The 13187-nt window shown below is 76.2% G+C and carries 11 protein-coding genes; 6 read left to right on the top strand and 5 right to left on the bottom strand.

All coding sequences use genetic code 11. From position 1 onward, the window contains the following. The first annotated feature begins 94 nt into the window (after window positions 1-94). Genes K353_RS09525 through K353_RS09515 form a run of 3 tightly spaced genes read left to right on the top strand, consistent with a single transcriptional unit; the run spans window position 95 to window position 4849 of the window. Entirely contained in the window at window positions 95-1042 is a 948-nt protein-coding gene (locus K353_RS09525) for a MoxR family ATPase (protein ID WP_111553244.1), read from the top strand. A gap of 1 nt (window position 1043) precedes the next feature. After that, a complete protein-coding gene (locus K353_RS09520; protein WP_111553138.1) occupies window positions 1044-2369 on the top strand; it encodes a DUF58 domain-containing protein in 1326 nt (441 codons plus the stop codon). Beyond that, entirely contained in the window at window positions 2366-4849 is a 2484-nt protein-coding gene (locus K353_RS09515) for a DUF3488 and transglutaminase-like domain-containing protein (RefSeq protein WP_111553137.1), read from the top strand. Before K353_RS09520 ends, K353_RS09515 begins: the two co-directional genes overlap by 4 nt. Before the next feature lie 91 nt (window positions 4850-4940). Here K353_RS09515 and K353_RS09510 read toward each other — a convergent pair whose 3' ends face one another. The 3 genes from K353_RS09510 to K353_RS09500 all read right to left on the bottom strand — a co-directional run bounded on the left by K353_RS09510 (window position 4941) and on the right by K353_RS09500 (window position 7005). Beyond that, the gene (locus K353_RS09510) at window positions 4941-5318 is read right to left on the bottom strand and encodes a DUF3040 domain-containing protein (protein ID WP_111553136.1); all 378 of its coding nucleotides are present in this window, start codon (window positions 5316-5318) and stop codon (window positions 4941-4943) included. Between the two features lie 229 nt (window positions 5319-5547). Then, complete coding sequence (locus tag K353_RS09505) at window positions 5548-6300, bottom strand: methyltransferase domain-containing protein (RefSeq protein WP_111553135.1); 753 nt, start codon at window positions 6298-6300, stop codon at window positions 5548-5550. A 108-nt stretch (window positions 6301-6408) separates the two neighbouring features. Next, window positions 6409-7005: an SAV_6107 family HEPN domain-containing protein gene (locus K353_RS09500; RefSeq protein WP_370447577.1), complete on the bottom strand. Its 597-nt coding sequence runs from the start codon at window positions 7003-7005 to the stop codon at window positions 6409-6411. A gap of 514 nt (window positions 7006-7519) precedes the next feature. Here K353_RS09500 and K353_RS09495 point away from each other — a divergent pair. Continuing rightward, a complete protein-coding gene (locus tag K353_RS09495; RefSeq protein WP_111553134.1) occupies window positions 7520-8116 on the top strand; it encodes a DUF4126 domain-containing protein in 597 nt (198 codons plus the stop codon). A 187-nt stretch (window positions 8117-8303) separates the two neighbouring features. Continuing rightward, window positions 8304-9692, top strand: a complete 1389-nt coding sequence (locus tag K353_RS09490) for an NAD(P)/FAD-dependent oxidoreductase (protein ID WP_111553133.1) — start codon at window positions 8304-8306, stop codon at window positions 9690-9692. A gap of 7 nt (window positions 9693-9699) precedes the next feature. Here K353_RS09490 and K353_RS09485 read toward each other — a convergent pair whose 3' ends face one another. Both K353_RS09485 and metF read right to left on the bottom strand, forming a co-directional pair. Then, window positions 9700-10521 (bottom strand): hypothetical protein, encoded by an 822-nt coding sequence (locus K353_RS09485; protein WP_111553132.1) that lies wholly within the window; start codon window positions 10519-10521, stop codon window positions 9700-9702. A gap of 152 nt (window positions 10522-10673) precedes the next feature. Further along, complete coding sequence (metF, locus tag K353_RS09480) at window positions 10674-11588, bottom strand: methylenetetrahydrofolate reductase [NAD(P)H] (protein WP_111553131.1); 915 nt, start codon at window positions 11586-11588, stop codon at window positions 10674-10676. Between the two features lie 252 nt (window positions 11589-11840). On the opposite strand from metF, the gene K353_RS09475 reads away from it, so the two are divergent. Then, window positions 11841-12947 (top strand): polyprenyl synthetase family protein, encoded by a 1107-nt coding sequence (locus K353_RS09475; protein ID WP_111553130.1) that lies wholly within the window; start codon window positions 11841-11843, stop codon window positions 12945-12947. Window positions 12948-13187: the final 240 nt, after the last annotated feature.

The raw sequence follows: 13187 nt of genomic DNA, 5'->3' as shown, positions 1-13187 counted from the left end.
TGTGCAACATGGGAGCGTACGGGTGACGACGATCAGCGGGCAGGGCACGGACCAGCCGGAGCCGGACCGGTACGACCGGCGGGAACCGACCGGTCTGGCGGAGCTGGCGGCGGTGGTCGACCGGGTCCGGAAGTCCGTGGAGAGCGTGATCGAGGGCAAGCCGGAGGCGATCCGGATCGCCCTGACGGTGCTGCTCGCCGAGGGCCACCTGCTGCTGGAGGACGTACCCGGCGTCGGCAAGACCATGCTCGCCAAGACGCTGGCCCGCTCGGTGGACTGCACGGTGCGCCGGATCCAGTTCACCCCGGACCTGCTGCCCTCCGACGTCACCGGCACCAACGTGTTCGACCAGCACCAGCGGGACTTCGAGTTCCGGCCCGGCGCGATCTTCGCCCAGATCGTGGTCGGCGACGAGATCAACCGGGCCTCGCCGAAGACCCAGTCCGCGCTGCTGGAGTCGATGGAGGAGCGCCAGGTCACCATCGACGGCACCACCCACGCGCTGCCCTCGCCGTTCATGGTGATCGCCACCCAGAACCCGGTCGAGATGGAGGGCACCTACGCCCTGCCCGAGGCCCAGCGGGACCGCTTCATGGCCCGGATCTCGATCGGCTACCCCAGCGCCGACGCCGAGTTCGCGATGCTCGACCTGCACTCCGCGGCCAACCCGCTGGACGACCTCCAGCCGGTCGCGCACGCCGCCGACCTGCTCAAGCTGATCGACCTGGTGAAGACCGTCTACGTGGCCGACCCGGTCCGCCGCTACGCCGTCGACCTGGTCGCCGCCACCCGCACCGCCCCCGAACTGCGGCTCGGCGCCTCCCCCCGGGCCACCCTGCACCTGGTCCGGGCGGCCCGCGCGCACGCCGCCCTGGACGGCCGCGACTACGTGCTCCCGGACGACATCCAGGCGCTCGCCGTCCCGGTGCTGGCCCACCGCCTGCTCCCCACCTCGGAGACCCAGCTGAGCCGCCGCACGGTCGAGCAGGTGGTGCTCGACCTGGTGGCCCGACTGCCCATCCCGCGTCCGCAGGGCCGCTGAGGTGGCGCGCCCCGCCCGCGCCTCCGGGGTGCGCGCCGCGCTGCGCGGACTGACCACCCGGGGGCGCTCCTTCCTCGCGGCCGGCGCGACCGCCGCGGTCTGCGCGTTCGTGTTCGGCCAGACCGCGCTGCTCCAGGTCGGCGTGCTGCTGGCGGCGCTCCCGCTGGCCGCCGCCGCGCTGCTGGTGCGCACCCGCTACCGGGTGGCCTCCGGCCGTCGGCTCAGCCCGCAGCGGGCCGCGGCCGGGCAGGAGGCCCGGGTGCACCTGCGGCTGGACAACGTCTCCCGGGTGCCCACCGGCCTGCTGCTGCTGGAGGACAAGGTCCCGTACGTGCTGGGCCCGCGCCCGCGCTTCGTGCTGGACCGGGTCGAGCCGCGCGGCTTCCGCGAGGTGTCCTACCGGGTCCGCTCCGACCTGCGCGGGCGCTACCCGCTGGGCCCGCTCCAGCTGCGGCTGTCCGACCCGTTCGGGATGTGCGAGCTGACCCGCGCGTTCAGCGCCGCCGACGTGCTGACCGTCGTCCCGCAGGTCCAGGACCTGCCGCCGGTCCGGCTGCCCGGCGAGTCCGGCGGGCAGGGCGACTCCACCACCCACACCCTGGCGCTGGCCGGCGACGACGACGTCATCCCGCGCGAGTACCGGCACGGCGACGACCTGCGCCGGGTGCACTGGAAGTCCACCGCCCGGTACGGCGAGCTGATGGTCCGGCGCGAGGAGCAGCCGCTGCAGGCCCGCGCCACCGTGCTGCTGGACACCCGGGAGGCCGCGCACCGCGGCTCCGGCCCGGCCTCCTCGTTCGAGTGGGCGGTGTCCTGCGCCGCCTCGGTCGCCGTCGACCTGGTGCAGCGCGGCTACCGCACCCGGCTGCTCACCGACACCGGCTTCTCGGTGCCCGGCCAGGGCGCCGGCGGCGGGGCGGGCGCCGCCGAGTCCGTCGGCCTGCTGCTGGACGCGCTGGCCGTGGTCGAGCACTCCGACGGCGGCACCCTGGCCCGCGCCGAGGAGGTGCTCCGGCTGGGCGGCGAGGGCCTGCTGGTGGCGGTGGTCGGCGAGCTCGACGAGGAGCAGGTCGAGCGGCTGGCCCGGCTGCGCCGCCGCACCGGCGGCGCGGTCGTCCTGCTGCTGGACACCGGCACCTGGTCGGGCCTGCGGCACCTCTTCCCGGAGAGCGCGGACGAGCCGGCCGACGCCCGGGCCGCCCGGCTGCGCGAGTCCGGCTGGACGGTGCTCCCGGTCCGGGCCGGGGACTCGCTGCCCGCGCTGTGGCGGGCCGCGGACCGCACCCAGAACACCACCGTTCCCTACCGAGACGAGGTCGGCGCGTGACCACCCGGGCCAAGTTGACGCTCTGCGCGGCCCTGGCCACCGCCCTGGCGGCGCTGTGCCTGTCCCCGCTGTTCCAGGACCCGTTCGCGCTCGCCCCGCACGGCCTGCTGCTGATCGCCGTCACGGCCGGCGCCGGGGCCGGGCTGCGCGCCCTGCCGCTGCCCCGGGCCTTGGTGCCGCCGCTGCAGCTGCTGGTCGTGCTGTACGTGCTGATGCTCACCACCGTGCGGTCCTCGATGAACTTCGGCGTGCTGCCCGGCCCGGGCGCCCTGGACGCGGTCTCCACCCTGCTGAGCAGCGGCGGCGACGACATCCGGGCGTACGCGATCCCGGCCCCGGCCAGCGACGGCCTGCGGCTGATCGTGGTCGGCTCGGTCGCCCTGGTGGCCGTCCTGGTCGACACCCTGGCGGTCACCTACCGCCGGGCCGCCGCCGCGGGCCTGCCGCTGCTGGCCCTGTACTCGGTCTCCGGCGGCCTGGCCGACTCGCCCGGCGGCATGTGGCTGTGGTTCCTGTTCGGCGCGGCGGGCTTCCTGGCCCTGCTCTACACCGAGGGCCAGGACCGGCTCACCCGCTGGGGCCGGGTCTTCCACGGCACCGGCCGCTCCGCCACCGCGCTGTCCAACGGCGGCCGCCGGATCGGCGTGATCGCGCTGGCCGCCGCCGTGCTGGTGCCGGTGTTCGCCCCCGCGGTCGGCCCCGGCCTGTTCGGCGGCCTGGGCGGCCACGCCGGCGAGGGCGGCGGCGGGAGCGGCAAGGGCGACGAGCGCTCGCTCAACCTGGTCGTCGCGCTCACCGCCAACCTGCGCTCCAACGACGACACCCCGCTGCTGAGCTTCTCCACCGACGCGCCCGACGCCGACCAGCTCTACCTGCGGATCGCCGCGCTCAGCGAGTTCAACGGCCAGGAGTGGCTGCCCGGCCAGCAGAGCCCCCAGGCGCTGCCCACCACCGTGCCCGCCCCCGAGGGCCTGGCCCCGAACCTGCCCACCACCCCGGTCCGCACCAAGGTCACCGTCTCCGAGCAGCTGAGCACCGCCTGGCTGCCGATGCCGTACCCGATGTCCTGGCTGGAGCTGCCGAACACTGCGGACTGGCGCTTCGACCCGCAGGGGCGCACCGTCAGCGGCGTCAACGGCCAGAAGAGCAAGGGCCTGACGTACTCGGTCGGCTCGGTCGACGTCAACGCCACCGCCGCCCAGCTGCGCTCCGCCGGCCCGGCCCCCGACGACATCGCCAAGCGCTACCTGGACCTGCCCGCCAACCTGCCGTCCGTGGTGGCCGACACCGCCCGGGACGTCACCAGGGGCAAGGACACCCCGTACGACCGGGCCGTCGCCCTCCAGCAGTACTTCACCAGCGGCGGCTTCACCTACAACACCAAGATCGACGCCCGCACCGGGCCGGACGCCATCGCCAAGTTCCTCCAGGACAAGGAGGGCTTCTGCGTGCACTTCGCCGCCACCATGGCCGCGATGTCCCGCTCGCTGGGCATCCCCGCCCGGGTCGCGATCGGCTTCACCCCGGGCACCGGCAACGGCACCGACCGGGTGGTCCGCAGCTCCAACTACCACGCCTGGCCCGAGCTGTACTTCAGCGGCTACGGCTGGATGCGCTTCGAGCCCACCCCGAACCGGGGCAGCACCCCGCTGTACTCCGTCCAGCAGGCCGTCCCCACCGGCACCCCCAGCGCCGCCCCCAGCAGCGCCGCGCCGACCGGGCAGCCCTCCGCCCAGCCGTCCTCCTCCAGCAGCTGCCCCCCGCAGCAGCACCGGGTCGGCGACTGCGCCGACGAGGCCGCGCTGACCGTGCACCGGGACACCGCGGCGCCCTGGTGGCGGAGCTGGCCGGCCCTGCTCACCGCCGCCGCCGTCCTGCTGCTGCTGGCCGCGCTGGCCTTCCCGATGCTCTGGCGGACCAGGCTGCGGCGACGCCGCCTCGGCGCCGGCCGCCACCTGGCCGGCGCGGACGGGCCGCGGCTCACCGACGAACAGGTGCTCGCCGCCTGGGCCGAACTCGTCGACTCCGCCTGGGACCTGGGCATCCCCCCGGACGAGGCCCGCACCCCGCGCAGCGCCGCCCGCCGGCTCGCCGAGGACGCCCGCCTCGACCCCGAGGCCGCGGCCGCCGCGGGCCGGGTCGCCCTCGCCACCGAGCGCGTCATGTACGCCCGCGAGTCCGACGCGCCCGCCCACCTCGGCGGTGACGTCCGCACCGCCCGCGAGGCCCTGCTGGTCCGGGCCACCCGCGGCCGCAGGCTGCGCGCCCTGCTGCTGCCCGCCTCCGCGGTGCGCCTGTGGTGGCGCGCCCAGGACCGCGCGGCGGCCCGCCGGGAGCGCACCGCCGAACGGGTGGCCGCGCTCCGGGCGGCCGTGACCGGGCCGTTCCGGCGCCTGGGCCGGAAGGGCGGGAGCGGGAGGAACAGCGGGGACGGCAAGGACGGCGGGGACGGCAGGCGCGGCGGGAGTGCGAACGGCTGAGCTGAGCGCCGGAGGGCGCCCGCGCAAGGGTCCGCCCCGGGAGAGGAGCTCTCCCGGGGCGGACCCCTTCACGTTGCGTTTCCGGTCGCTGCTACAGGCCGCTCTGTTCGTCGCGGCGCCGCTGCCAGCGCTGTTCCATTCGGTCCATGACGCCGGCCTTCCGGCGTGGCGGTGGCGCCTGCCGTGGGCCGTGCCCGGCCGGGCCGCGCCGCCACGCGGTGACCGCGAGGACCGCACAACCAAGCATGACCAGGAACCCGACGACACTGACCCAGATGACCTGCGTGACCAGGCCGCCCATGAGTAGCGCGATGCCCGCCACGAACCCCGCCACGGCCAGGTAGACCCGCCGACGGGTGTAGGTGCGCAGGCCGGTTCCCTCGAGCGCTGACGCGAACTTGGGATCTTCGGCGTACAGCGCTCGCTCCATCTGCTCGAGCAGTCGCTGCTCGTGCTCCGAGAGCGGCACGGAGTCCTCCTACTCGTCGGTCGCGGGGCGACCGGTCCGCCACCCCTGGCTCGGGCCTGTGTGGTCCATATGCCCCACCGGTCTGGCCGTCATGCTTACCGGCTTTACCCAGATCATACGGTCCACGGCCCTGGTTCGGCGTGGTCAATCAGGCGTGGCTGGGGCCACCGCGGCGGCGGTCCCACCACTGCAACGAGCGGACCCCCTCCTTGGTGCCCCCCGACCCGGATCAGATCGCCTCGGCGAGCAGGTGCAGCTGGGTGGCGACGGCGTGGAAGGCGGGCTGTTCGGCGGCCGCGAGTTCGAGCTTGAGCAGGGCGTCGAGCGCGCCGGGCTCGGTGTCGACCAGGACGCCGGGCACCAGGTCGGCGAAGACCCGGATGCCGTGCACGGAGGTGACCCGCAGCCCGGCCGCGGCGGCCAGCTCGTCCAGCTGCCCGCCGGTGAAGCGGCGGGGCATCGGGTCGCCCGCGCCCCAGCGGCCGTCGGCGGCGTCCAGCGCGGTGCGGGCCTCGGTGAACTGTCCGGCCACCGCGCGGGCCAGCACCGCGCCGTTGCGGTTGGCGGCGAGCAGGCTGACCAGGCCGCCCTTGCCGAGGGTGCCGACCAGGTTGCCGAGCGCCTCGGCCGGGTCGTCGACGACCTCCAGGACGCCGTGGCAGAGCACCGCGTCGACCGAACCGGCCGGGACCAGCTCGGGCAGCGTCTGGGTGTCGCCCTGGACGGCCCGGACCAGGTCGGTGACCCCGGCCTCGGCGGCCCTGCGCTCCAGCGCGAACAGCGCGTCCGGGCTCGGGTCGACCACCGTGACCCGGTGGCCCAGCCTGGCCACGGGCACGGCGAAGTTGCCCGTGCCGCCGCCGGTGTCGACGACCTCCAGCACCGGCCGCCCGAGCTCGGCGGAGCGCCGCTCCAGCGCCTCCCGCACCACCTCCCACACCACGGCGGTACGCAGCGCACTGCGGGGACGAGTCGGATACAAGGCGGCACCCCTCTAAGCAGGTTCTTCCACGGCGGGAACGCCTCCACCTTATCCGCCGGGGCCGGGCGGACCGGGGGCGGCGCGGACGCCGGGGCGCCGGGTGCCGGGTCAGGGGTGCAGGGCCAGGATGCGCTCCACGATGCGCAGGTACAGGGCGGTGTTGCGGATCAGGTCGTCCGCGTCCCGCGGCCCGGCGGCGCCGGTGATCCCGGCCTCGGCGGCGGCCCGGCGGCGGGCCCCGGCCGCGAAGTAGGCCGCCCACTCCGCGAGTTCGGGGGCGACCTCGGGCAGCAGCTCCCAGGCCGGGCGGATCGCCTGGCGGCGGCGCGGGTGCCGCACCGGGCGGCCGCGGACGGCGAGCACGGCGGCGGTGGCCCGCAGCGCGGCGAGGTGGGCGGTGGCGTAGCGCTCCAACGGGTCCTGCCGGCCCCGGGCGTGCACCAGGGTGCGGTGCGCGTGCCGGAGCAGCTCCAGCGCGGCGGGCGAGGCCGTGCTCCGGCGCAGCACCGGGTGGACGTCCCCGGCGCGGCCGGCGGGCAGGGTGGGCTGCTCGACGGTGGGCCGCTCGGGTCGCTCGGGCCGTCCCGTCCGCTCCGCCCGTTCGGCGGCGGGGCGGCGGGCGGCGGGGCGCTCGGCGGGGAATTGGTCGGCGGCGGATTGATCGACGGCAGGGCGGGCGACAGGCTCAGGACGACTGATGGTCATGGGTCTCCCCCGTTCACTCCGGACCTTTGCCCGAACCGGTCGGTCCGCGCATGCATCCATCGTGAACGGGGGGTGTGACAACGCGGAACCCCCCGGTTCCGCGGGGCCCCGACCCCGTCCCGCCGTCCCCGCCCGGCCGACCCGCCCGGAACCCCCCTCGGGAGGGGCCCGGAGGGGGAGGGGGCCGGGCTCCGCCGCCCCGTGTCGGCGGTGCCCGGCCCCCTCGCTCCGGCCGTCGATCGCGCCCAGGGCCTGTGGTGCGGACCGCCGTTCCCCCTGGTCGGCGGCCTGCCCCGGGCGCTCCCGGGCGGCGCCGCCCGGCGGCGGCCTTCCCGGTGCGCACCACTCTGCCGCCGGCCGGGGCCGGCGGGTATCCGCGCGGGTACTCAACCGGCGGTCTGAGTACGGATACTCAGTCCCCGCCGTCGGCGGCCCCTGCCGCCCGGTCGGAGCGGCCGGGTACGGTGGCCGGGTCCCGTCCGAGGTCCGGGCGGGCACGGGAAGGGGGGCCGCCGTGGAGGCCGTTCCGCTGATCTTCACCAGCGGCTGGGCGAGCGGGATCAACGCCTACGCCGTGGTGCTGCTGCTGGGCCTGTTCGGCCGCTTCGGCGGGGCCGACTCGGTGCCGCCCGCCCTGGAGCGCACCGACGTGCTGGTCGCCGCAGGCGTGCTGTTCCTCTGCGAGGCGGTCCTGGACAAGATCCCCTACGTGGACAGCCTCTGGGACGTGGCCCACACCTTCATCCGCCCGGTCGCGGGCGCGACGGTGGGCGCCCTGCTCGCCTCGCACGACCCGGGCTCGCTCGGCGAGGTCGCCGCCGGAGCCCTCGGCGGCACCACCGCCCTGCTCAGCCACGGCGTCAAGGCGGGCCTGCGGATGGCCGTCAACACCTCCCCCGAACCCGCCTCGAACATCCTGCTGAGCCTCAGCGAGGACCTCTCCGTCGCCGGCCTGGTCACCCTCGCCGTCTTCCACCCCTGGCTCGCCGCCTCCACCGCCGCGGTCCTGCTCGCCCTCGGCCTCCTGATCGTCTGGTTCGCCGTCTCCCGCATCCGCCGCTTCTGGCTCCGCCGCCGCGAACGCCGCCGGGCCCGGGCGGCCGCCGCCTGACCGGCCCGACCGGCCGGAGCCGGCCGGCCCGGCACCGGCCGGGGAAGGCCTGCGGCGGGCGGCCGAACAGGGCCGAAAACCGCCCCCGGCGGCGAGGCTCCGGGCGGGCCCGGGCCGCGGCCGCCCGGCCGGGGCGGGCGTGGGCGGGCGCTGGGCGGGGGTGCGGGGGCGCATAGGATCTGCTGCCATGGCTCGGATCATCGTCGTCGGTGCAGGGATGGGCGGTCTGGCCGCCGCTTCGCGGTTGGGTGCGTCGGGGCACCGGGTGGTGGTGCTGGAGGCGGCGGGGACGCACGGGGGGCAGGTGGGGGCGTACCGGCGGGAGGGGTTCGGGTTCGACACCGGGCCGGGGCTGCTCGCACTGCCCGCCGTGTACCGGGACCTGGCGTTGAAGACCGGGCGGGAGCCGCTGGAGGAGCTGGTCGGGTTGCGGCCGGTGGACCCGGAGAGCCGGCACCTGTTCCCGGACGGGACGGAGCTGGTGCTGCCGAACGCCTCCCGGGGCGGGGTGGGGCAGGCGCTGGACGCCGCGTTCGGGGCGGGGGCGGGCGCGCGCTGGGGCGAGTTGGTGAACCGGGGGCGGACGGTGTGGGAGGCGACCCGGCGGCCGCTGCTGGAGGAGCCGCGCCCGGCGGTGGACCCGGCCGACCCGTACCCGGTGCCGCCGCGCCGCGGGCTGTCCCGGCTGCTGCCGCGCGGGCGGCCCACCCTGGCCGACGCGGCCCGTGAGCTGGGCGGCGGCCCGGGCCCGGCCGCGCTGCTGGGCGAGTACGCGCTGCGGTACGGCCTGGACCCGCGGTCCGCGCCCGCCTCGGCGACCGTGCTGCCGTACATGGAGCAGTCGTTCGGCGTCTGGTACGTGGACGGCGGGCTGCGGGCGCTGGCCGACGCGGTGTTCGCCCGGTGCGGCGCGCGCGGGGTGGAGTTCCGCTTCGGCACCCCCGTGCGGGCCCTGGAGTCCGACGGCGGCCGGGTGGTGGGCGTGCGGACGGACGAGGGGGTGCTGGCGGCGGACGCGGTGCTCTCCGCCGTCCCGGGCCTGGGGGTCGCCGAGCCCACCGCGCCCGCGCCGGGGCGGTTCACGGTGCTGCTGGCGCTGGACGGCGCCCGCCCGGCCGGCACCGCGCACCGCACCGTGGTGCACGCCGCGGACGGCGCGGCCGAGGCCCGGGCGGTGTTCACCGAGCGGGCGCTGCCGTCCCGCCCCACCGTGCAGGTGCTGCGTCCGGACGACCCGTCGCTGGTCCCGGGCCCGGACGCGGAGGCCGTCGTGCTGACCGTCACGGTGCCCGCCGGCCTCGCCCGCACCGAGGCCGAACGGGACGCCTACGCCGGGGAGTTGCTGGACCACCTGGCCGCCGCGGGCCTCGACCTGCGGCCCCGGCTGCGCTGGCGGGAGACCCGGCTGACCGGCTCGGTGCCGGTGCCCTCGCTGGCGGGCGGGCACCTCGCGCAGGCCAATCGGCCGGGCCCGCCGGGCCTGTACCTGATCGGCGCGCACGCCCACCCGGGCGGCGGGCTGGCCCGGGTCGGGATGTCCGCCTCGATCACCGCCGGGCTGGTCGGCCCGGCCTGACGGTGCGTCAGTACTGCTGCTGGTAGTACCAGTTCTGGTCCTGCGGCTGCTGCTGGGACTGCGCCTGCTGCGGGATGTGGACTTGCTGCGGGACGTGGGGCTGCTGGTACTGCTGCTGGGTGTACGGGTCCTGGTAGACCGGCTGGCCGTACTGGTCGTAGCCGATCAGCTGCCACTGCGGCTGCTGGTACTGCTGCTCCTGCGGTTGCGGCTGGTACTGCTGCTGGTGCTGCTGGGGGGCGGCCCACTGCTCCTGGTAGCCGTAGCCGGGGCCGGAGTCCTGCTGCTGGTAGCCGTACCCCGGCTGCGCCTGCCCGTACTGGGGCTGCGCCGGGACCTGGTAGGCGCCCGGGCCGTCGGCGTAGACGCCCGCGTCGAGCTGCTGGAACTCCTCGTAGTCGGCGGACCGACCGTCGCGGGGGTCGAACGGCTCGAACGGCTCGTCCTCGACCGGGCCGACCTCGCCGACCGGCACGACCGGTTCCGGTGTTGCCGCGGCGGCGGCCGGCGCGCCGGTGGCCGCGGCCAGCAGCGGGACCTTCGCCAGCGGGCCGGGCAGGGCGCCGTCGGGGCGGCGCAGCGACCAGCCGACCGGACGGCCGCGCTTGACCGAGCCGGTCACCCTCGCCTGGCCGAGCGCGAACGCGGCGGCACCCGCCGCTATCACCGGCAGCGAGGAGGTGCGCATCCCGGCGACCACGCCGAGGAAGCCGAGCAGGGCGAGCGCCCGCCAGTGCAGCGGGGCCCGGTGCTGGAGCAGGAGTTCGGCGGTCAGCCAGAGCGCGACCAGGGCCAGCGCACCGTAGAGGAGCAGGTATCCGATGCCCATGCCGCAACCTCCAGACGCCACCCTCACCGCGCGGTTGCGGGCGACTGTACAGCCTCCGGGCGAACACCACCTCATCCCGGACCGCACGGTTCGCGCACCGGATTCGCGCACCGGACCGGCGGCCCGGCGCCGGACTCGCGGCGGCCGGGCGCTCAGCGGGTGTGCAGGCCCAGGTTCTGGTAGATCTCCAGCGTCGAGGTGGAGTGGTTGAGGGTGATGAAGTGCAGGCCCGGGGCACCCTCCGCGAGCAGGCGCTCGGCCATCGCGGTGGCGTGTTCGAGGCCGACCGCGCGGACCGCGGCCGGGTCGTCGGCGGCGGCCTCCAGCTTGCGCCGGAAGTCGGCCGGGAAGTCGGAGCCGGACAGCTGCGGGAAGCGCACCAGTTGGCGGATGTTGGTGACCGGCATGATCTCCGGGATGATCGGCGTCTCGCAGCCGGCCGCGGCGACCCGGTCGCGCAGCCGCAGGTAGTCCTCGACCTCGAAGAACATCTGGGTGATCGCGTAGTCCGCGCCGGCCCGGCACTTGGCGACGAAGTGCCGGATGTCCTCGTCCCAGTCGGCCGAGCGCGGGTGCATCTGCGGGAACGCCGCGACGCCCACGCAGAAGTCGCCGATGTCCCTGATCAGTTCGACCAGTTCGGCGGCGTAGCTGACGCCCTCGGGGTGGCGCACCCACTCGCCCATCGGGTCGCCGGGCGGGTCGCCGCGGACCGCGAGCACGTTGCGCACGTTCTGGTCGGCGTACTGGCCGATGATGTTGCGCAGTTCGGCGACCGAGTGGTCGACGGCGGTGAGGTGGGCGACCGGGGTCAGGGTGGTCTCGGTGGCGATCCGGCCGACCAGGTCGACGGTGCGGCCGCGCGAGGAGCCGCCCGCGCCGTACGTCATGCAGACGAAGTTCGGCTCCAGGCACTCGACCCGGCGGATCGCGTCCCAGAGCCTGCGCTCGCCCTCCTCGTTGCGGGGCGGCATGAACTCGAAGGAGAAGGAGCGGTCGCCTGCCGCCAGCAGGTCGCGCACGGTCTGCGCGCGGTCGCTTCTGGTGGAGGGAATCCCGAGTGCCATGCAGGCAGGTTAGCCGTCGGCGGCGCGGCCCGGACAAACGACGTCCAGAGACTGAGACGGGACTTGAGATTTCCGGCCAGCCGGCTCCGGCGGCGCGGAGCAGCGCCCGGAGCGCGGGTCGCGACGCGGGTCGCGGCGGGGTGGCGGCAGGAGTGAGGGCGCGGGTGGCGGCGCGGGTCGCGGCGCGGGTGGAACGGGGCACCCGGGCGCGCGCGTTAATCTGACTGTCAGCCTCTTGATCCGGAGTCCCAGGTGCCCTCCTCCATCCGTCTCCCCCGCAACCCCGTCGACGCGGAGGACGTGCGCGACCGCGTGAACGACGCGCTCGGCGTGTTCATGGCCGAGCGGACGGCCCTGCTCTCCGGCATCTCCGACCAGCTCGGACCGGTCGCCGACGCGCTGCGCGACTTCCTGCTCGACGGCGGCAAGCGGCTGCGCCCCGCGTTCTGCTACTGGGGCTGGCGCGCGGCCGGCGGCGCCGCCGACGAGCCCGGCATCGAACGGGCGGCGGCCGCGCTGGAGCTGCTCCAGGCCAGCGCCCTGGTCCACGACGACCTGATGGACCGCAGCGACACCCGGCGCGGCCTGCCCGCCGTCCACCGCCGCTTCGAGAACCTGCACCGGGCCGGCGGCTGGCGGGGCGACCGCGAACAGTACGGGGCGTCCGCCGCGGTGCTGCTCGGCGACCTGCTGCTGATCTGGTGCGACGAGCTGTTCCAGCGCTCCGGGCTGCCCGCCGCCGCCGTGTCGGCCGCCAAGCCCGCCTTCGACCTGATGCGCACCGAGGTGATGCTCGGCCAGTACCTGGACGTGCTGGAGCCGGTCGCGGGCGACTCCACCGACGCCGGGGCGCTGGAGCGGGCCCGCACCGTCCTCCACTACAAGTCGGCGAAGTACACCATCGAACGCCCGCTCCAGGTCGGCGCGCTGCTGGCTGGCGCCGGGCCGGACCTGGTGGACGCCCTCGGCGGCTTCGGGCTGCCGCTCGGCGAGGCGTTCCAGCTCCGCGACGACCTGCTGGGCGTCTTCGGCGACCCCGCCGTCACCGGCAAGCCGGCCGGCGACGACCTGCGCGAGGGCAAGCGCACCCTGCTGATCGCCCACGCCATGCGCGGCCTGGGCCCGGCCGACGCCGCCCGCCTCGACACCCGGCTCGGCGCGCCCGGCCTGGACGCCGAGGAGATCACCGCCCTGCGCGACCTGATCACCCGCAGCGGCGCCCCCGCGCTCGTCGAGGCCCGGATCGACACGCTGCTCACCGAGGCCCTGACCGCCCTCGACGCGGCCCCGATCGCCGACGGGCCGACCCGCGAGGTGCTCCGGGCACTGGCCGACGCGGCGACGGTCCGCACGTACTGACGGGGCCGTCATCCCGCCTCACGCCCCCGCCACCAGCGACGCGAGGCCAGCGAGGCCAGCGCGGGGCCGCCCGCGTTCAGCAGCACGTCGCCGACCGCCGAAGTGACCTCCGACCCGCGTCCCTGCCGGGGCGAGGGCAGGCAAGGAGGTGCGGTAGCGCTTCTCCGGCTGTCCCCTGTCGCGCGCAGCCCGCACGGAGTGCGAACGGCTCCGGCACGGCTCCCGACCGGGGGCGGGGCC

This window comes from Kitasatospora sp. SolWspMP-SS2h, assembly GCF_003259315.1.
GTDB classification, from domain to species: Bacteria; Actinomycetota; Actinomycetes; order Streptomycetales; family Streptomycetaceae; genus Kitasatospora; species Kitasatospora fiedleri.
The sequence above is the reverse complement of the archived record's forward strand: the minus strand, read 5'-3'. Positions and strand labels throughout refer to the sequence as shown.